Source organism: Candidatus Sulfotelmatobacter sp. (genome assembly GCA_035504415.1).
Classification (GTDB): domain Bacteria; phylum Vulcanimicrobiota; class Vulcanimicrobiia; order Vulcanimicrobiales; family Vulcanimicrobiaceae; genus Vulcanimicrobium.
In genome coordinates this window covers 76,544-95,320 of record DATJRY010000005.1, presented here as the reverse complement: position 1 = coordinate 95,320, position 18,777 = coordinate 76,544, and the positions used below count along the sequence as shown (strand labels likewise).

Here is an 18,777-nt window from a genome sequence, read left to right as displayed (position 1 = left end):
CATGTTTGTTGCGAGCTCGGACCGGGGGCCCCAGGCGCAGCCTGGGGGGCGCGGAGCCTGGGGCGGAGCGCCGTGCAACTAGTTGACCTCATCGAGACCATCGCCGAGCCTTTGGTCGACGCCTTTCGGCGGCCGATCACGTATTTGCGCGTGTCGGTGACGGATCGGTGCAATCTGCGCTGCGTCTATTGCATGCCCGAGGCGGGGCTGCCGTGGATCGCCAAACCGGACGTGCTCTCCTACGAGGAGATCGAGGAGATCGTACGGGCGGCCGCGCACGTCGGCGTGCGCAGCATCCGCCTGACCGGCGGCGAGCCGCTGATCCGCCGCGAGCTGCACAAGCTCGTCGCGCGCATCGCCGCCATCCCGGGGATCGACGACATCGCGCTCTCGACCAACGGTTTGCTGCTGGCGGACCAGGCACCCGCGCTGCGCGCGGCCGGTCTGCGGCGCGTCAACGTCTCGCTCGACACGTTGCGCGAGGACCGCTTCTTCGCGATCGCGCGCCGACTCGGCCTCGAGCGCGTGCTGGCCGGCATCGACGCCGCGCTGGCGCACGGCCTGGGCCCGGTAAAGCTGAACTGCGTGGTCATGCGCGGGCAGAACGACGACGAGCTGGAGGCGTTCGCCGCGCTGACGCGCGAGCGCGCGGTGCACGTGCGCTTCATCGAGGTGATGCCGGTCGCCGAGAACGTCGGACTACAGCGCGACGCGTGGGTGTCGTCGGACGAGGTGCTCACGCGCCTGCGCGCGCTGGGCGAGATTCGACCGGTGCCCAACCCGCACGGCAACGGTCCAGCGCGCACGTTCGCGTACGACGGCGCACCCGGAACGGTCGGGGTCATCTCACCGCTCGCGCACGACTACTGCGAGACCTGCAACCGCGTGCGCTTGTCGGCCGACGGCAAGCTCAAGCTGTGCCTGTTCGGCGATCACCTCATCGACTTGCGCACCCCGCTGCGCGCCGGTGGCGGTCAAGCCGAGATCGAGCGTCTCTTGCGCGCCTCGATGCACGTCAAACCCGAACGCCATCACCTCGCCCTCGGCGAAATCGCCTCGCAAATGCGAGCCTTCAGCGAAATAGGCGGCTAGCAGGGGAGCAGCGGCACGTTGGCAGACCGAGCGCAGGACGATCGCGCCCGGTCCGTCGGGTCGTTGCGAGGTCGCGTCCGGGGGGCCCGCCGCAACGCGGTGGGGGGCGCGCAGCCCGGGGCGGAGCGCCGTTAAAGCGGAGCGCCGTTAAACCAGCTATTCGATAGACTTGCGAAAAAATGCGAGCATGCGGCCCTGCTCGGGCATGATGCGGAACTCTTCGAAGCCCCAGGATTTCGCCTGCGCGATACCGCGGTTGTCGCCGAGCTGGATGAGAAACGTCAGCGTCCGGACGTTTCGCTTGCGAGCGATGCTCTGGACGTCGGTGATCAGCTGCGTCGCGACGCCGTGCGGAGCGTCGGAGCGCGTGCGCAGCGCCTCGACCATCGCGACGTCGTTGCCGTTGGCCGCTTCGGGATCGGCGTAGCCTTTCGGGAAGCTGAAGACCAACTGCACGGTGCCGAGCAGACCCGACGCGTCTTCCGCAACGAGAATCAGGCGGCGTCCGGCTTGTTGTTCGCCGAGCCACTTCTGGATGCGCGCGACCCACGGTTCGCCCGACGTCGTGTTCCCGCCCACGACGCCGTCGCTGACCAGCCGTTCGGCGTCGCGTGCCAAAGCGTAGCGGATGAAGACCCGACTCACAGGCCCCGATTACGTAGCATCAGGCTCGATCTCCCGTCGTTTGGTATCGGCCCGCGCGCGAGTGGGGATGAGACCACAGCCCGGGAAAAGAGCCACATGCCCTTCAAACCTTTCGCGCTCCTGGCGGGAGGAGCCGTCGTCATCGTGCTCGCCGCGGGTTGCTCCAAGAACGGCGCTCAGTCCTCGCAGGCGGCCGCCACCGGCTCGCCGCTCGTGGTCGCGACGAGCGTCGCCGCCAGCGCCGCGCCGCTCGGCGACGTCTCGCGCGGCAAGACGATCTTCAGCGCGAACTGCGCGTCCTGCCACGGCGCAACCGGGCGTGAGGGCGGCATCGGCCCGTCGCTGACCAACGAGAAGAGCCGGAAAGATTTCGATCAGACCGTCGCCTGGATTCACAACCCGCAACCGCCGATGCCCAAGTTGTGGCCGTCGCCGCTGAACGACAAAGACGTCGCCGACGTCGCCGCCTACGTCCAGAGCCTGTAACGTGACGCCCGCGCCGCCGGACCGAGCCGGGTCGGTTGCGAGGGACACCGGACGAGCGTCGTGAACCGCGCGGGGGACGTGGCCCGGGCGGTGTTCGCATTCACACGGGACCTCCGGCTCGGCGATCACGCCGGCTTGGCCGCCGTCGCGCGCCACGGCGAGGTCGTGCCGGTGCACGTGATCGATCCGGTCGCCGCCGCGCGGCTGCGTCGCTCCCCGCGCCGGGCGGCGTACTACTGCGCCGCCGTCGCGGCGCTCGACCGCGGTCTGCGCGAGCGCGGCAGCCGGCTGATCGTGCGGCGCGGGGCGCCCGGACCGGCGCTGCGCGCGCTGGCGCGCGCGGTCGGGGCGGGCGCGGTCGGCTGGAGCTGCGGCTACGACCCCAAGACCGTCCGGCTGGACCGCGACATCCAGTCGGTGCTCGAGGAGGCCGGGCTGCGCACCGTCCCCGTGCACGACGCACCGGCGATCCCGCCCGAAGACGAGCTGCTCAGCACGCAGCGCGGTGAGGGCTATCGCGCCTTCGTCCCCTATCACGCGCGCTGGCGGACGCTGCTCCCGCCGCCCGACGCCGGCAGCGCGACCTTCGCGGCCACCGAGATCGCCAGCGAGCCGCTCCCGGTCCCCGAGGAGTTCGGTGCCGGCGCCCGGCTCTCCGAGCCGGTCGGCGAGGCGGCGGCGCTGGGGAAGCTCACCGCCTTCCTGGCCGGGCCGGTGCTGCACTACGGGGTGGCGCGGAACGTGCCCGCGGCCGGCGAGACCTCGCATCTGGCGGCCGAGCTGAGCTTCGGGACGATCGCCGGGCGGACGGTGGTGCGCGCCACCTGCGAGCGCGCCGCCGATCCGTTCCTGTTGGCCGAGGAGCGCGCTTCGCTCAAGCTCTTCCTGCGCGCGCTGGCGCAACGCGACTTCTTTCTGCAACTGGCGTGGTACCACGAGTCGTTGGCCGAAGAGCCGTTGCAGCCGAAGATGCGCGCCTTCGCGTTCGCGCGCTCGCACGCGCACCTGGACGCCTGGCGCAGCGGGCGGACCGGCTTTCCGCTGATCGACGCGGGCGTGCGCGAGCTGCGCGCGACGGGCTGGATGCATCCGCGGCTGCGAGCGATCGCGGCTTCGTTCCTGTGCTTCGACTTGGGAGTCGACTGGCGCGTCGGCCGCGACGAGTGGGACCACTACCTGATCGAGGACGACCCGGCGCTGGCGACCGGCAATTGGCAGTGGGTGGCGGCGGTCGGGGCGGACCTGGCGGCCTACCCGCGCATCTACAACCCGCTCAAGCAGCAGCGCCGGTTCGACCCGACCGGGGCCTACGTGCGACGCTGGATCCCCGAGCTCGCCGGCGCGCCCGACGTGGTCATCCTCGACCCGCTGCTGGCCGGTTACGAGCGGCAGCTGACGTTGCCGCTGTTCGGCGAGCGCGGTTATCCCGCGCCCGTCCTGGACCATGAAGAAGCGGCGCGCGCGTTCTTGGCCCGCTACGCGCGCGAGGTCCGCACGCCGGCCTAACGCTCAGTGGTCGGTGCGCGACTCGGGCGTCACCGGAGCGATGTCGTCGCCCCGCGGCGGCGCGGGCGGCGCCGGCACGATGCAAGCACAGGCGGCCGCCTGCTTCCAGAAGATCATGTACGGCCGCCAAGCGGTCGGGGTGCAGACGCTCCCCTTCGGACACCCGGGTCCGACCGGAACGCACGTGTCCGGCAACAGCCAGCGTTTTTGCACGATGCAGACCGGCGGCATCCGACACCACCCTTTCGTCGCGCTGCGATCTGCTCCAATGATTGCTTCCTTCGTCTATCGTGTCAAGCGGCGGCGCGACCGGGACGCGTCCGGGAGCCGCCGAAGGTGACATACGATGAGCGATCAGCCCGCCGCGCGTGCCAGCCACGACACCACCACCCCGGAGAACCTGGTCAGCTTCATGACCACCGGCTGGGCGACGCCGCCCGCGACGCCCGCCTCGCCGGTCGACGGCCAGGAACGGTTCGCGGCACGGCGTGCCGCGCTGGCGGCCGCGTTCGCGAACGAGACGCTGATCGTGCCGACCGGCCACGAAAAAGTCCGCGCCAACGACACCCACTACCGCTTCCGGCCGGGCACCGAGTTCTACTATCTCAGCGGCAACGTCGAGCCCGACAACGTGCTGGTGATCGGGCCCGACGGTGCGGCCACGCTGTACTGCGAGCCGAATCCGGGCAAGACCGACGCGACGTTCTTCACCGACCGCTTCAAGGGCGAGCTGTGGGTCGGGCCGCGGTTGGGGCTCGTACAGACCGCGCAGCGCTTCGGCATCGCCACCAAGCCGCTGGCCGAGCTGGAGGCCGCGCTCGCGCAGGCGCGCGCCGGCGCGCACCGGGTGCTGCGCGGCGTCGATCCCGCGCTCGACGCGCAGATCCCCGCGCAGGACGAACGCGACGCGCAGTTGGCGACGCACCTCTCGGAGATGCGGCTGCGCAAGGACGCCTTCGAGCTCGAGCAGCTGCGGCGCGCGATCGCCGCGACGCAGCGCGGCTTCGACGACGTCGTGCGCGCGCTGCCGACGGCCACCACCGAACGGGTCGTCGAAGGCGTGTTCGGCCTGCGCGCGCGGGTCGACGGCAACGACGTCGGCTACGGCACGATCGCGGCCAGCGGCCCCAACGCCTGCACGCTGCACTGGACGCGCAACGACCGCACCATCGGCAGCGGTGAGCTGCTGCTGCTCGACGCCGGCGTCGAAGCCGACACGCTCTACACCGCCGACATCACCCGCACCGTGCCGATCGACGGGCGCTTCTCGCCCGAGCAGCGGACGATCTACGAGCTGGTGCTCGAAGCGCAGAACGCGGGCTTCGCGGCCTGCGTCCCCGGCAACGACTTCCTCGAGCCCAATCGCGCGGCGATGCAGGTGCTGGCGCACGGGCTCGAACGGCTGGGCATCCTGGCCTCGGCGGAAGAAGCGTTGCGCGACGAGAACCAGTTCTACAAGCGCTACACGCTGCACGGCGTGAGCCACATGCTCGGGCTCGACGTCCACGACTGCGCGCAGGCGCGCGCCGAGACGTATCGGTTCGGCAAGCTCGAGCCCGGAATGGTGCTGACCGTCGAGCCGGGTTTGTACTTCCAGCTCGACGATCTGACGGTGCCGGCACGCTACCGCGGGATCGGCGTGCGCATCGAGGACGACGTCGTCGTCACCGAGACCGGCTACGAGGTGCTCTCGGCGGCGATTCCGCGCACCGTCGACGAGGTCGAAGCCTGGATCGCGACGGCGCGCGGCGTGCGCGCGTGACTAGGCCGGGAGGCGGGAGTCGACCCACTCGCTGACGATCGGGACGCTGACGTCGTCGCCTTGCCAGACCCGGAAGGCGTAGACGACGCTGGCCACGACCATCACCGGGACGATGAACGGCAGCAGCGGCCACGCGCTCCAGCCGATGATCGGCAGCGACGAGACCGCGGTCAGGAACGCGGCCAGGCCGTAGCCCCCGAAGTTGAACCCCAGCGCTTGCCAGGCCTGACGGCGCACGAAGCGCGAGCCGCGGGCGTCGAGCAGCGCCAGGAGCGCCAGCGGCCAGAACGGGTAGCTGAGCGCGACGAAGGCGCGCGTCTCCGGGCGGACCGTCGCGACGGCGGTCGCCGGCGAGACGCGCGGCGGGGGCGGCTGCGGCGGCGGAGCGCCCCAGCCCGGCTGGTCCTGGCCCGCTTGCCAGGCACCCTGCGACGGCCCGACCCCGCCGTTGATCATGGTCGGCCGGCGGGCCGCGTCGATCTTGGCCGCCAGCACGCAGCTGGGGCATTGACCTTGCGCATCGCGGCAAGTCGCGCAGATGGGTTTGCGGCAGCCCGTGCATTGGGCGACCGACGGGACGGCGTGATGGAAGAAACAATCCACGGTTGAGATGGCCACCTCGTTGGCGGTGAACTCGCGTCGAAGGTACCGGCGGTCGGCGGCGAAGGTTTCGCGGTGAACCCGACCCTTCGGCGCTTGCTCCGCGAGGCGCGGCCGTTTTATGGGCGGCTGGCCGTCGGCACGTTCCTGGGGATCGTCGCCGGCGTCGCGCCGCTCACGCTCGCCAAGGTCGCCGGCTATCTGCGCAGCGACATCCTGATCCCGACCCCGCACTGGAACGTGGTCGGGTGGGTCATCGCGCTGATCGTGGTCTCGCAAGTCATCGGGAACGCCGCCTCGTACGGGCAGGCGTACCTGACGGCTTACAGCGGTCAGCGGATGGTCGCGAACTTCCGGGCCCGGATGTTCGAGCGCATCACCCGCATGCCGCTGCGCGACTTCGACCGCTGGCGCCCGGGCGAGCTGCAGGCGCGGTTGGCGTCCGATCTGACGTTGCTGATCGACGCGATCTCGATCTCGCTGCCGCAGTTCATCACCACGGCGGTGACCTTCGTCGCCTCGTTGATCTACATGATCGACCTCGACTGGTTCCTCTCGGTGCTGCTGTTCATCATCGCGCCGATCATCGCGTGGGTCGTCGGCCGCTTCAACGCGCTGATCGTGGCTGGGACGCGGCGCTCGCAAGAACGGGTAGCCGACCTCTCCAGCACCCTGATCGAGGTGCTGGCCAACGAGCGCGTCGTCAAGGCGTTCGGCCGCGAGGACTTCGAGCGCAAGCGCTTCAGCGACGCCAACGAGCGCTACTTCGGCGCCTACATGAAGGTCACGCAGTTCAACCAGACGCAGGCCCCGGTGCTGGCGCTGATCATCATGCTGGCCCTGTGCGCCATCATCGCGTTGACCGCGCGCGAGGTGACGATCGGCCGGCTCACTCCCTCACAAGCGTTCGAGTTCTGGACGGCGATGAGCTTGCTCATCAACCCGATGAACCGCTTCTCGATCTTCTTCGCCGACTTCGCGCGCGCGTTCGTCGGTGCGGGGCGCGTGTTCGAGATCCTCGACATGCCGACCGAACACGCCGATCCGCCCGACGCGATCGCGCTGCCCGCCGTGCGCGGCGACGTGCGCTTCGAGCGAGTGGGTTTCGCGTACGACGAGGATCGCTGGGTGCTGCACGACTTCTCGGCCGAGATGCTGCGCGGCGAAGTGGTCGCGCTGGTCGGCCCGTCGGGCGCCGGCAAGAGCACGATCGTCAACCTCGTGCCGCGCTTCTACGAACCGCAGCGCGGCCGGATCACGCTCGACGGGATCGACACGGCGCGGCTGCGGCTGGCCGACCTGCGCGGCGCGATCGCGATCGTGCCGCAGGAGACGCAGCTCTTCAACGGGACGATCGCCGACAACATCCGCTACGGACGGCTCGACGCGCGCGACGACGAAGTGCTGGCGGCGGCCCGAGAGGCCAATGCCGACGAGTTCGTGCAGCGGCTCTCCGACGGCTACGCGACCGTCGTCGGCGAGCGGGGCATCCGTCTCTCGGGCGGCCAGCGCCAACGCATCGCGATCGCGCGCGCGATCCTGCGCGACCCCCGCATCCTGATCCTCGACGAGGCGACCAGCGCGCTGGACTCGCACTCCGAGGCACTGATCGAACAGGCCCTGGACCGGATCTTGCCGGGCCGCACGACGCTGATCATCGCCCACCGCCTCTCGACGATCCGGCGCGCGACCAAGATCCTGTACATCGAAGACGGGCGCGTCTCCGAGACCGGGACGCACGAGAGCCTGCTGGCGGCCGGCGGCCGCTACGCGACCCTGCACGCGGCGCAGTTCGGGCGCTGATGGGGGCCGAGTACCTTCGCGTCGCCGGCAAGAACGTCGACCGTCTCGCCGCGCTCAGCGACGGCGTGTTCGCCTTCGCCATGACGCTGCTGGTGCTCGACCTGCGCGTTCCGCCCGTCGAGCACGTCCACAGCGAGGGCGACCTGTTGGGCGCGTTGGCCGCGCTGGGTCCGCGTGCCGTCACCGTGGTGCTGAGCTTCTTGACCTTGGGGATCTTCTGGGTCGGCCAGCAAGCGCAGCTCAACCTGCTCGAGCGGACCGACCAGCGCCTGACCTGGATCCACCTCGCGTTCTTGCTGGCGGTGACCGCGGTCCCGTTCTCGACCGCGCTGCTGGGGACGTTCATCGGCTACCGCACGGCCTTGATTACCTACTGGCTGGTCATCTTGCTGCTCGGCCTGGTGCTGCTGGCCGCCTGGACCTACACCGAACATGCCGGTTTGGTCAAAGACGAGGTCGAGCCGAGCGTCCGCCAGGCCGTTCGTCGGCGGATCGTGCTGGCCCAAGCGCTCTACGCGGTCGGCGCCGCCCTGTGCGTGCCGGGCACGGCCTGGAGCATCACCTTCATCTACTTGCTGCAGCTCAACTACGCCCTCGCCCCGAGAATCCGCCCGCTCTCCCGCTTGTGACCCCGCGCGGGCGGACCGCAGCGCAGCGAGGACCGCGACGGCTTCGGCCCGCAGGCAGAAGCCACTAAGGTGGGAGGGACAGTGTGCCGAAGGTCAAGGTGATGGGCGACAGCATCTCTTTCAGCCCGACCGTCGACATGCTCAAAGACGCAGTGCGCGGGGCAGGCCAGACGCATACCGTCATCGCGAACAACATCGCGAACGTCAACACGCCGAACTTCCAGCGCTCCGACGTCTCGTTCAAAGAGGCGCTGGCGGCGATGGAGCCGGGCGACGACGCGGATCCCGACGAGCTGCAGCTGGTCACGACCGACCCGCAGATGATCTCGACGGGCCCCTCGCAAGACCCGCAGCCGTTCCAGATCACCACGACCGTCGACCACTCGACGCAGATGCGGGTCGACGGCTCGAACGTCGACATCGATCAGGAGATGGCGAAGCTCTCGCTCAACTCGTCCTATCAGCAGACGATCAGCCAGCTGCTGCAAGTGCAGTACACGCGCGTTCGTCAAGCCATCGAGGAACAGGCCTAGCGTGGGAATGTACGACTCGATCGAGGTCAGCGCCAGCGCGCTGTCCGCCGAGCGGCTCGCGATGGACACTATCGCGAACAACATCGCGAACGCCAACACGACCCGCACGCCCGAGGGCGGCGCGTTCAAGCGGCAACTGGTCGTGTTCGCGCAGAAGCCCGAGTCGACGTCGCGCGACAACGCGATGACCAGCAGCGACGGCTTCAGCAGCTTCGGCGCGATGGGCACGCCGGACTCGGTGATGAGCGACGATTCCTCGAGCGCGCAGGCCGGCGTCGAGGTCACGCAGATCGTTCCGGACCAGTCGCCCGACCGGCTGGTCTACGATCCCGGCAATCCCGACGCCGACGGCCAAGGGTACGTGCACTACCCGAACGTCGAGGTGGTCAAGGAGATGGTCGACATGATGGCCGCTTCGCGCGCGTACGAGGCGAACGTCACCGCGATTCAAGAAGCGCGCACGCAAGGCAACGCCACGCTGGGACTGTTGAAATCCTGATGGACTACGCGAGCGCGATCTCCAAGGTGATCCCGGGGACCTTCGCCCCCGACATGGGCACGACGTCGAAGGTCGACGAGACGCCGAACGTCAGCGCGATCCCGGGCGGCCCGGCCGCGACCGGCAGCAGCGACGGCGCGTCGTTCAAGGACACGCTGAGCAAGATGATCTCGGACGTCAACGACAAGCTCAACACGTCCGATGCGGCCTCCCGCGACCTCGCGACCGGCAAGACCAACGACCTCCAGGGGGTCGTCAGCAAGGTCGAGGAGGCGAACCTCGCCGCCAACTACCTGCTCTCCGTCCGCTCGAAGCTGATCACGGCCTACAACACGATCTCGCAAATGCAAGTTTGATCCCCCCGCGCTCGGAACGGGTACACCGGGCGCAATGGAGGAGTTGCTTGGCGGGCGGTACCGGCTCGACCATGTCGCCGGGCACGGCGGCATGGCGACGGTATTCGTCGCCTGGGACTCGGTCCTCGAGCGCGCCGTCGCGATCAAGCTGCTGCACCGCGGGCGCGACGAGGGCGGCGTGCTCCACGAGCGGTTTCGCCGCGAGGCGCTGACCGAGGCGCGGGTCGTCCACCCCAACGTCGTCGCGGTCCACGACGTCGGGCTGCACGCGGACGGCCGGCCGTACATCGTCATGGACTACGTCGAGGGACGGCCGCTCTCGGCGATCCTTGCCGAACGCGTGCTCTCCTCCGAGGAGGCGGCGCTGGTCGGCGTGCAGCTGGCGCGGGCGCTGGCGGCGGCCCACGCGCTGGGGATCGTCCACCGCGACGTCAAGCCGGCCAACGTGCTGATCGACGCGCAGGGCTCGGCGCACCTGACGGACTTCGGCTTGGCCTGGGCGGGCGATGCGGCCGAGGCGCGGCTGACGGCGCCCGGGGCGCTGATCGGCAGCGCCGCCTACGTCGCGCCCGAGCAGGCGCGCTCGGGCGAGGTGAGCCCGCTGGTCGATCTCTACGCGCTCGGCGGCCTGCTCTATCACGCGTTGGCCGGGGCGCCCCCCTTCGAGGGCGGCGGCGCGCTCGCGGTGGCCCTGCGGCGTTTCGACGAGGACCCGCCGGCGCTGCCGGTCCGCGCGCCCGAGGTCGACCTCGAGCTGGCCGGCTTGGTGCAGGTACTCTTGGCGCGCGCTCCCGAGGCGCGTCCGCAGAGCGCCGTCGAGGTCGCCGAGCAGCTGGGGGACATCGCGGCCCGGCTGCGGCTCCAGCGCACCGGCGGCGAGGCCGGCGGGCCGCCCGCGGCCATCGTCGTGGCCGGCGCGGGCGCCGCGCTGGGCACCGCCGCGGGGCCCGCGCCGGCCGTCCCGATGCCCAATCGCTCGCTCCTGCCGCCCGGAGACGTCGACCCCAACCCGCGGGGACACTAAAGTCGGGGCGTCGGGAAGCCGATCACCCGTGGGAAGCGGCCGGACGACCCTCGCACGGTCGAGGCCGCAGCAGATCCCGACCGACTGACGGATCTGCAGTTCCCCGCCTCCGGTACTCCGGAGACGGGTTCCCGTGCGGAGGGTTCTTTACTTTGGTCCGTGGCATGTACACGGCGACGTCCGGGGCGCTCGTCGCGCAATCGGCGGTGGACACGATCGCGAACAACCTCGCGAACGCGAACACGGCCGGCTTCAAGCAAAAGCTGTTGCAAGTGCAAGCGCAGCCTCAGACCGAGCTGTACCGCATCCAGACCGATCCCGGTCGCTCGCCCGGCGCGCGCCTCGACGGGGTGCCGGTGATGGTGCCCATCGGCACGCTCGGCAGCGGCTCGGAGATCTACGACACGCCCTCCGACTTCCAGCAAGGCTCGATCTCCGCGACCGGCAACGATCTCGACGTCGCGCTCTCGGGTCCGGGCTTCTTCGCCACGCAGGCCGGGGACGGGACGCGTGCATACACGCGCGACGGCAGCTTCCAGCGCGACGCCAACGGGTATCTGGTCGCGAGCAACGGCGACCGCGTGCTGGGCGCCAACGGGGCGGCGATCCAACTGCCCGACACCGGCAAGGTCGGGATCGCGCGCGACGGCACCGTCACGGTGACGCAGCAGGGCACCGGCCAGGACAACACGCCGCAGGTCGTCGGCCAGCTGCAGCTGGTCGAGTTCGCGAACACGAACGCGCTGCGCCCGCAGGGCGACTCGCGCTTCATCGACACCGGCAACGCGCAGCCCGCCGCGGCGACACGCACCACGGCGCTGCAGGGCTCGGTCGAGACCAGCAACGCCAACGTGGTGAGCTCGATGGTCGGGCTCATCAGCAACGAGCGCTGGTTCGACATGAACATCCAGATGATCCAAGCGCAGGACACCACCACCGGCCAGGCGATCCAGTCGATCGGCCGCAGCACCCCGACGTAGTGTAGGAGCAACCCGATCATGATGCGAGCGCTCTCGACGGCCGCCACGGGCATGATGGCCCAGCAGTACAACGTCGACACGATCTCCAACAACATCGCCAACGTCAACACGACGGGCTTCCAGGCGAACCTGGCCAAGTTCCAAGATCTGATCTATCAGAACTTGCGCGCGCCGGGGACGCCGGTCGGCCCGTCGATCGTGCCGGTCGGCCAAGACGTCGGTCTGGGCGTGAAGGTCGGTTCGTCGGAGAAGATGTTCCAGCAAGGGACGCTGCAAGAGACCGACAATCCGCTCGACATCGCGATCGAGGGGAACGGGTTCTTCCAGGTCACGCTCCCCGACGGGACGACGGCGTACACGCGCGACGGCTCGTTCAAGGTCGACTCGAACGGTCAGATCACCACCGCCGACGGCTATTTCCTCAACCCGCAGATCACCATCCCGGCGACGGCGACGCAGGTGCAGGTCGGTTCGGACGGCACCGTGACCGCGCAGGTTCCCGGTCAGCAGCTCCCGCAGACGCTCGGCCAGATCCAGCTGGTGCGCTTCATCAACCCGGCCGGCCTCGCGCCGCAGGGCCAGAACCTGTACCTGCAGACCGGCGCCTCGGGCGCGCCGACGATCTCGCAGCCGGGTCTCAACGGCGCCGGCACCCTTCAGGGCGGCTACCTCGAGCAGAGCAACGTCTCGGTGGTCACCGAGATGGTCAACCTGATCACCGCGCAGCGCGCGTACGAAGCGAACTCCAAGTCGGTCACGACGGCGGACTCGATGCTGCAGACCGCGGTCCAGATGAAGACGTCCTGATGATCGCTCCGCGGGCTCGCGCCCTTGCCGCCGCCCTCGCCCTCGCCGCCGCGCTTTGCGTGCCGGCGGCGGGCGTGCGCGCGTCGGTGACGGTCACGGCGACGACGCAGATCGTCGCCGGCGCCCGCATCGCCTCGCTCGCCGATCGCATCGCGCACGGCTTGAGCGACGGCCCCGAGCGCTCGTTGAACCCGGCCTTCCAGATCGCCGACCAGCGCGTGCCCAGCGGCGCGGTCACGATCGAGCCGGGCGGATCGCCGTACGTCAACCCGACCTACGTCGGCGTGCCGGTCGCGATCGTGGTCGACGGCGCGGTGGTCCGGACCGTCGTGGTCGGGTACCACGTCGTGACCTACGTCGAGACCGCCGTCGCGGCGCACGATCTGACGCCGGGCACCGTGCTCGGCCCGGACGACGTCGTGCTGGCGCGCGTGCCGGCCAGCGGCCGGCCCGCGGTCGAGCGCGACGCGCTGCTGGGCCGCCGCATGAACTTGGCCCTCTCCAAAGGGCTGCCGCTGTACGTCGAGGAGACCTCGCCGCAGACGCTCGTGCGGCCCGGTCAGGCGGCGATCCTGGTCATCCACGACGGCCCCGTCTCGCTGATGGCCGACGTCATCGCCCGCACCGGCGGCGCGATCGGCGACACGGTCACGGTGGTGAACCCGCAGACGCAACGCGCGGTCGCCGGCATCGTGACCGGCCCCAATCGCGTCGAGCTCACGCTCCCAGGAGGCGAATAGCCATGCATCGCGCCCTCTCTCGCGTTACGCTCGCCGTGTTGGCCTTCGCCGCGCTCGGCGCGCCGGCGTTCGCCGACACGCTGTATCAGGCCGCACCGCCGCCGGTCGGCCCGGGGCACCCGCTGCGCCTGGGGCCGGACTTCCGTGCCGGGCAAGTCGGCGACCTGGTGACGGTCGTGTTCAACTTCTCGCAAGCGAACTCGCAGTCGATGCAGCAGAGCGTCAACAACAGCTACTCGCTCAGCGCGACGCCGGGCCAGGGCTTGGCCAACATCTTCCTGCTCAAGGACGGGATCGGCTTGGGCGCGACGCGGCAGTCGTCCGAAGCGCGCGCGCAGGTCGGCTCGAGCACCTTCACCAGCACGATGGAGGCGCAAGTCACCGACGTGCTACCGTCGGGAGCGCTGAAGATCGCCGGCGATCAGAACCTGCTGATCAACGGCCAGAAGCAAGTGCTGCACATCACCGGCGTCATCCGCCCGCAAGACATCGACAACACCGATACGATCGCCTCGAGCAACGTCGCGAACGTCCAGGCCGAGTTCAAGGGCGACGCCGACAAGAAGACTCAGGGGATCTTGCAAAAGATCGTCAACTTCCTGTTCTGACGCAAGATGATGATGAAGATGAAGAAGACGCTGACCGCCGCCCTGGCCCTGCTGCTCACGCTGAGCGCGCTGCCGCTGCACGCGTCGGCGCAGCGCGTGCTGCTCAAGGACGTGGCGCGCGTGCAGGGCGTGACCACGAACCAATTGGTCGGCTACGGGATCGTGACCGGCCTCAACCAGACCGGTGACTCGACGTCGGTCGTCTTCACCTCGCAGACGATTCAGAACATCTTGCAGGCCTTCGGGCTCTCGACCAGCTCGCAGAACGTGCGCACGCGCGACGTCGCGGCGGTCATCGTCACCGCCAACCTGCCGCCGTTCGCGCACTCGGGCGACAACGTCGACGTCACCGTCTCGACGCTCGGCGACGCCACCAGCTTGCAGGGCGGCACCCTCGTGCTGACCGAGCTCAAGGCGGCCAACAACCTGGTCTACGCGACCGCCCAGGGCCCGCTCTCGGTCGGCGGTTTCTACGCCTCGGCGACCGGCGCCGGCGGCCCCAACAGCATCCTGCAGAACCACGTCACGGCCGGGCGCATCCCGCAGGGCGCCGTGATCGCGCGCGACATGATCACCAACATTCAGCAGGACCAGTCCGGCTTCTCGTACGTGCTCACGACGCCGGACTACTTGACCGCGGCGCGCGTCGCCCAGATCCTCAACACCAAGTTCGGGCCGGGCACCGCGCACGCCAACGACGCCGAGACGATCCGCGTCAACTTGCCTGCGCGCTATGCCGGCGACGACGTGGACTTCCTGGCCCAGGCCGGCGAGCTGCCGCTGGACGCCGACGAGCTGGCCAAGGTCGTCGTCAACGAGCGTACCGGCACCGTGGTGATGGGCGGCGACGTCACGCTGGCGCCCTGCGCGATCGCGCACGGCAACCTCTCGATCACGATCGCGACGAACAACACCGTCGTGCCGGCCGCGCCGTTCTCGCGCACCCAGCCGCCGGTGCAGACGAACACGACCGTCACCGCCAGCCAGACCGGGACCAGGAAGCTGATCTACGTCTCGGGCGCCCCGACGCTGATGCAAGTCGTGCGGGCGCTCAACACGATCGGCGTCTCACCGCGCGACCTCATCTCGATCGTGCAGGCGCTGCGCGACGCCGGCTCGCTGCAGGCCGACGTGGAGATCATCTGATGTCGCTCGAGAAGCTGCCGCCCTCCGCCCAGAGCCTCGCCGCCCAGGCGCCGCTCACGGCGCAGCAGCAGCAGGCGCTCCAGAAGCTGCACAAGGTCGCGCAGCAGATGGAGTCGCTGTTCGTCAACATGCTCTTCACCGAGATGCGGAAAACGGCGCCTGAGGTCTCACTGACCGGCAAAACGTCCGCTGCCGAACAAACGTGGACGGAGATGCTCGACCAGCAGCGCTCCGACGAGCTGGCCAAGACGGGGTCGCTCGGCATCGCCAAGGTGCTCGAGCAGCAGCTGCGCAGCAGCGTCCTCGCCAACTCCAGCACCGAAGCCAAGGCTCCGGTGCAGGAGGAGAACCCGTGAACGCCGATTGGCTCGCGCTCGCCCTAAAGTCCGGCTCACCAGCCGACGATACGGCCTATAGCAAGGAAGCGCGAGCGAAGCGAGGCGTATCGATCCATGATCATCAGTCGGGCGGAGATCCGCTCCGCGCTGACCGCCTATCGGGCGGTGAAACGGAAGAACACCGTCGCGACGGTAGCCTTCGATACGGCCGACTCGTTCGAGCGTTCGGAAGCCGCGCAATCCCTGGCCGCATCGTTCTTTGCCGCCACGATGGAGCCGTTCTACCGGCCGGAGCTGGTGAGCGATCTGCAGCGGCGCATCGCCGAGGGGAAGTATTACGTCCCGGCCGAGGAGATCGTCGACAAATTGTTAGGACGTCTCATCGTCGAGGCGGCGGCGGCCGCGGCCGGCTAGAGGCTTCGCCTTCGGCGCAGCCGTCGCGGTCCTCGCCGCGCTGCCGTCCGCCCTTCGACCGCGACGGGGGGCGAGCATGAGCCAGTGGCAACGCTTCTCGGAGCTGATCTTCGAGGAGAACCGGCTCCTGGGCGAGCTGGGCGACGCGGCGCTCACGCTGACCGAAGCGCTGGTGGCGAACGTGCCGGCCCGCATCGTCAGTGCCGAGCGGCAACTGGAGTCCAAGCGCGTCCTGCACGGCATGGCCTACGCGCAGCGCATCGCGATGCAGCGCCGCGGCTTCGGGCAGCTCAACCTGCGCCAGGTGTGCGCATATGCGCCGCCCGCGCTGCGCCGCAAGCTCTACGCGACCGTCTACGCGCTCTCGACGCGCGGCATCGCGCTGCGTCTGACGGTGCAGAACAACAAAGCGTTGATCCTCGCCGGGATGGACCGGCTCGCGCGCACGGTTCAGGTCCTGCAACGGGCCTCGACCGAGCAGACCGGCACCTACCGGCGCCGCGGAATCATCCCCCCACCCACCGGGAGCGTCCTCGTGAGCCGCCGCGCATGATTCGTTCACTACCGATCCGCATCTCGATTGACGAGGCGAAGCCGAGGTGGGCTCGGGCTCCGCAGGAGCGCGAGGCCGCATGAGTTTCTTTGCACTGAACGTTACCGGGAGCGCGCTCAACGCGTTCCAGGTCGCCGAGAACGTCACGTCCGACAACATCGCGAACGAGGACACGACCGGTGCCTCGCGGCAGGTCGCGAACATCACCCAGCAATCGCCGATCGTCTCGAATCCGGGCGCTCCGTCGTATTCGGCGCCGGGCATGACCGGCGACGGCGTGGTGGTCAACTCGATCACGCGGATCCACCAGAACTCGTACGACTCGCTCTTCCGCGGGGCGTCGTCCTCGCAGAACTACTACACCATCGAGCAGCAGGTGCTGACCTCGGTGCAGTCTTCGTTCGGCGAGCCGAGTAGCGGCATCAACACGGCCTACGCGAACTTCCAGACCGCGCTCTCGACGCTGGCGGCGAGCCCGACCACGGCCTCCGACCAAACCGCCGTGCTGACCTCGGCCCAGGCGCTGACCTCGAAGCTCAACGACGTCGGCACCGCGGTCTCGAGCGCGCAGTCGTCGGTCTTGCAGCAGGCGACCACGACGGTCCAGACCGTCAACGGCCTGCTCGACCAGATCGCCTCGCTCAACGGGCAGATCCGCGCGGCCAGCGCCGTGGGCGCCAACGCCAACACGTTCGAGGACGAACGCGACAACGACATCGACCAGCTCTCGCAGTACGTGGCGACGTCGACCTCGGTGCAGGCCAACGGCTCGACCTTGGTGACGATCGGCGGAATCGCCGTGGTGAGCGACACCAACGTCTACCATCTGGCCGCGCCGGTCGTCGCGACCGGCTCGAACGGCGAGCCGCAGATGGTGATCGGGATGGAGAGCGATCCGGACCCGGCCGACCCCACGCCGGTCGCGGTCGGGAGCGGGCAGCTCGGCGCGTACGTCGACGTCTACAACGACAACCTGAGCTCGTACGCGACGCAGCTCAACAACTTCGCCTCGGCGCTGGCGAACACGGTCAACAGCGTGAGCGAGGCCTCGTACGACACCACCGGCACGCCCGGGCAGGCGTTCTTCGTGCCGGCCGCCGCCGGCGAGGCGATCACGGCCTCGAACATCAGCGTCGGTCTCACCGCCGGCTCGCAGGTCACCACCGCGCTGGCCTCGACCGACGCCGGCAGCGAGGTCGTCTCGGCCAACGCCGCCAACCAGAGCATCGACACGGCCTCGGCGATCCTTGGCAACACCACGCTCGAGTACACGGGCGGCGCGGTCGGCGCGCCACCCACGACCGCCGGGCAGTTGACCGTCACCGTCGACGGCGTCAACCAGACCTTCGACTACGACATCGGCGCGACCGGGAACTCGTCGACGATCAACGGCTTCATCACCAGCTTCAACGCGGCGCAGCTCGGCGTGACGGCTTCGTGGGACAGCACCAACCAGAGCATCGTCTTCGCGCGCGACCCCACCAACGAAGGGCAGTCGCTGCTGGCCCAACAGGCCGCCAACGGGGCCGCGACCTCGCCGACCTTCACGATCACCGACTCGAACGGTCCGCAGGCCGGGTCGGCCGGAACACCGACCAACTCGATCCTGCAGATCGTGGGCGCGAGCGCGATCAGCGGCGTCACCCAGGGTGCCGGCAACGCGCTGGGCTCGGCCGACAGCGCCGGGACGAACGCGATGATCACCATGCTCTCGACGCCGGTCGGGATTCCGCCGCTCCAAGCGCAGTCGACGTCGCCGATCACGGCCGCCGGTTCGGTCACCGTCCTGCCCTCGACGCCGGGCGAGTTCGCGAACGTCCAGGTCGGCCAGCTGCTCACCATCAGCGGCGGCGCGGCGATCGGCGCGCCGCCGACGGTCGCGGCGTCCGAGACCGTCCAGGTCACCGGCGTCGATCCGAGCACCGGAGCGATCAGCTTCGTGGCGACGGGCGCCCACGGTAACGGCTACTCGATCTCCAGCACGCCCTCGCAGACGCTCAGCGCGTACTACGGCGTGCTCGTCACCCAGCTCGGCAACGACACCGCGACTGCCACCACCGGAACCACCACCCAGACGAACCTGGCGACGAGCATCAACGCACAGCGCCAGTCGGTCGACGGGATCAACGTCGACGAAGAGACCCAGAACCTGCTCCAGTACCAAAACGCCTACGAGGCTGCCGCGAAGACGATGAGCGTTCTCGAGACGCTCTTGCAGACTGCGCTCGGCATGGTCTCGTCGTCGACAGGATAGCC

22 protein-coding genes are annotated in these 18,777 nt (G+C 69.4%); 19 read left to right on the top strand and 3 right to left on the bottom strand.

The genetic code is table 11. The features are described from left to right. Positions 1–72 precede the first annotated feature (72 nt). Positions 73–1,092: a GTP 3',8-cyclase MoaA gene (moaA, locus tag VMD91_01795; GenBank protein HTW82783.1), complete on the top strand. Its 1,020-nt coding sequence runs from the start codon at positions 73–75 to the stop codon at positions 1,090–1,092. A 156-nt stretch (positions 1,093–1,248) separates the two neighbouring features. Here moaA and VMD91_01790 read toward each other — a convergent pair whose 3' ends face one another. Continuing rightward, entirely contained in the window at positions 1,249–1,737 is a 489-nt protein-coding gene (locus tag VMD91_01790; protein ID HTW82782.1) for a hypothetical protein, read from the bottom strand. A 96-nt stretch (positions 1,738–1,833) separates the two neighbouring features. Between VMD91_01790 and VMD91_01785 the strand changes: the two genes are divergently transcribed. Together VMD91_01785 and VMD91_01780 are read left to right on the top strand one after the other, a co-directional pair. Next, complete coding sequence (locus tag VMD91_01785; protein HTW82781.1) at positions 1,834–2,223, top strand: cytochrome c; 390 nt, start codon at positions 1,834–1,836, stop codon at positions 2,221–2,223. Positions 2,224–2,313: 90 nt separating this feature from the next. Continuing rightward, the gene (locus VMD91_01780; GenBank protein HTW82780.1) at positions 2,314–3,729 is read left to right on the top strand and encodes a deoxyribodipyrimidine photo-lyase; all 1,416 of its coding nucleotides are present in this window, start codon (positions 2,314–2,316) and stop codon (positions 3,727–3,729) included. A 3-nt stretch (positions 3,730–3,732) separates the two neighbouring features. On the opposite strand, the gene VMD91_01775 is transcribed toward VMD91_01780, so the two are convergent. After that, positions 3,733–3,960, bottom strand: coding sequence for a hypothetical protein (locus VMD91_01775; protein HTW82779.1), 228 nt, complete (start codon positions 3,958–3,960; stop codon positions 3,733–3,735). Positions 3,961–4,075: 115 nt separating this feature from the next. On the opposite strand from VMD91_01775, the gene VMD91_01770 reads away from it, so the two are divergent. Continuing rightward, the gene (locus tag VMD91_01770) at positions 4,076–5,491 is read left to right on the top strand and encodes an aminopeptidase P family protein (GenBank protein HTW82778.1); all 1,416 of its coding nucleotides are present in this window, start codon (positions 4,076–4,078) and stop codon (positions 5,489–5,491) included. Here the strand turns inward: VMD91_01770 and VMD91_01765 are convergent, their stop codons facing one another. Beyond that, positions 5,492–5,986 (bottom strand): hypothetical protein, encoded by a 495-nt coding sequence (locus VMD91_01765; GenBank protein HTW82777.1) that lies wholly within the window; start codon positions 5,984–5,986, stop codon positions 5,492–5,494. It abuts the gene before it with no gap. Positions 5,987–6,166: 180 nt separating this feature from the next. Between VMD91_01765 and VMD91_01760 the strand changes: the two genes are divergently transcribed. The 15 genes from VMD91_01760 (at position 6,167) to flgK (ending at position 18,775) form a co-directional block, all read left to right on the top strand. Beyond that, positions 6,167–7,894: an ABC transporter ATP-binding protein gene (locus VMD91_01760; protein ID HTW82776.1), complete on the top strand. Its 1,728-nt coding sequence runs from the start codon at positions 6,167–6,169 to the stop codon at positions 7,892–7,894. Beyond that, positions 7,894–8,523, top strand: a complete 630-nt coding sequence (locus VMD91_01755; GenBank protein HTW82775.1) for a TMEM175 family protein — start codon at positions 7,894–7,896, stop codon at positions 8,521–8,523. Before VMD91_01760 ends, VMD91_01755 begins: the two co-directional genes overlap by 1 nt. Before the next feature lie 83 nt (positions 8,524–8,606). Further along, positions 8,607–9,056 (top strand): flagellar basal body rod protein FlgB, encoded by a 450-nt coding sequence (gene flgB, locus VMD91_01750; GenBank protein HTW82774.1) that lies wholly within the window; start codon positions 8,607–8,609, stop codon positions 9,054–9,056. 7 nt (positions 9,057–9,063) lie between these two features. Beyond that, on the top strand, positions 9,064–9,555 hold the full coding sequence (gene flgC, locus VMD91_01745; GenBank protein ID HTW82773.1) for a flagellar basal body rod protein FlgC: 492 nt from the start codon (positions 9,064–9,066) through the stop codon (positions 9,553–9,555). Further along, positions 9,555–9,911: a flagellar hook-basal body complex protein FliE gene (locus VMD91_01740; protein HTW82772.1), complete on the top strand. Its 357-nt coding sequence runs from the start codon at positions 9,555–9,557 to the stop codon at positions 9,909–9,911. The genes flgC and VMD91_01740 overlap by 1 nt, the downstream gene beginning before the upstream one ends. Positions 9,912–9,945: 34 nt before the next feature. Further along, positions 9,946–10,935: a serine/threonine-protein kinase gene (locus tag VMD91_01735; protein ID HTW82771.1), complete on the top strand. Its 990-nt coding sequence runs from the start codon at positions 9,946–9,948 to the stop codon at positions 10,933–10,935. A 164-nt stretch (positions 10,936–11,099) separates the two neighbouring features. Beyond that, positions 11,100–11,915 carry a flagellar basal-body rod protein FlgF gene (gene flgF, locus VMD91_01730; GenBank protein HTW82770.1) on the top strand — a complete coding sequence of 272 codons (816 nt, stop codon included), beginning with the start codon at positions 11,100–11,102 and terminating at the stop codon, positions 11,913–11,915. An 18-nt stretch (positions 11,916–11,933) separates the two neighbouring features. Further along, a complete protein-coding gene (gene flgG, locus VMD91_01725; GenBank protein ID HTW82769.1) occupies positions 11,934–12,722 on the top strand; it encodes a flagellar basal-body rod protein FlgG in 789 nt (262 codons plus the stop codon). Further along, complete coding sequence (gene flgA, locus VMD91_01720) at positions 12,722–13,462, top strand: flagellar basal body P-ring formation chaperone FlgA (GenBank protein HTW82768.1); 741 nt, start codon at positions 12,722–12,724, stop codon at positions 13,460–13,462. Before flgG ends, flgA begins: the two co-directional genes overlap by 1 nt. 2 nt (positions 13,463–13,464) lie before the next feature. Continuing rightward, positions 13,465–14,070: a flagellar basal body L-ring protein FlgH gene (locus VMD91_01715; GenBank protein HTW82767.1), complete on the top strand. Its 606-nt coding sequence runs from the start codon at positions 13,465–13,467 to the stop codon at positions 14,068–14,070. A gap of 18 nt (positions 14,071–14,088) precedes the next feature. Continuing rightward, positions 14,089–15,216: a flagellar basal body P-ring protein FlgI gene (locus tag VMD91_01710; GenBank protein HTW82766.1), complete on the top strand. Its 1,128-nt coding sequence runs from the start codon at positions 14,089–14,091 to the stop codon at positions 15,214–15,216. Then, on the top strand, positions 15,216–15,572 hold the full coding sequence (locus VMD91_01705) for a rod-binding protein (protein ID HTW82765.1): 357 nt from the start codon (positions 15,216–15,218) through the stop codon (positions 15,570–15,572). Before VMD91_01710 ends, VMD91_01705 begins: the two co-directional genes overlap by 1 nt. Before the next feature lie 96 nt (positions 15,573–15,668). Continuing rightward, entirely contained in the window at positions 15,669–15,968 is a 300-nt protein-coding gene (locus tag VMD91_01700) for a flagellar biosynthesis anti-sigma factor FlgM (protein HTW82764.1), read from the top strand. Positions 15,969–16,044: 76 nt separating this feature from the next. After that, positions 16,045–16,521, top strand: coding sequence for a hypothetical protein (locus tag VMD91_01695; protein ID HTW82763.1), 477 nt, complete (start codon positions 16,045–16,047; stop codon positions 16,519–16,521). Between the two features lie 79 nt (positions 16,522–16,600). Next, entirely contained in the window at positions 16,601–18,775 is a 2,175-nt protein-coding gene (gene flgK, locus VMD91_01690) for a flagellar hook-associated protein FlgK (GenBank protein HTW82762.1), read from the top strand. The last annotated feature ends 2 nt before the right edge of the window (positions 18,776–18,777 follow it).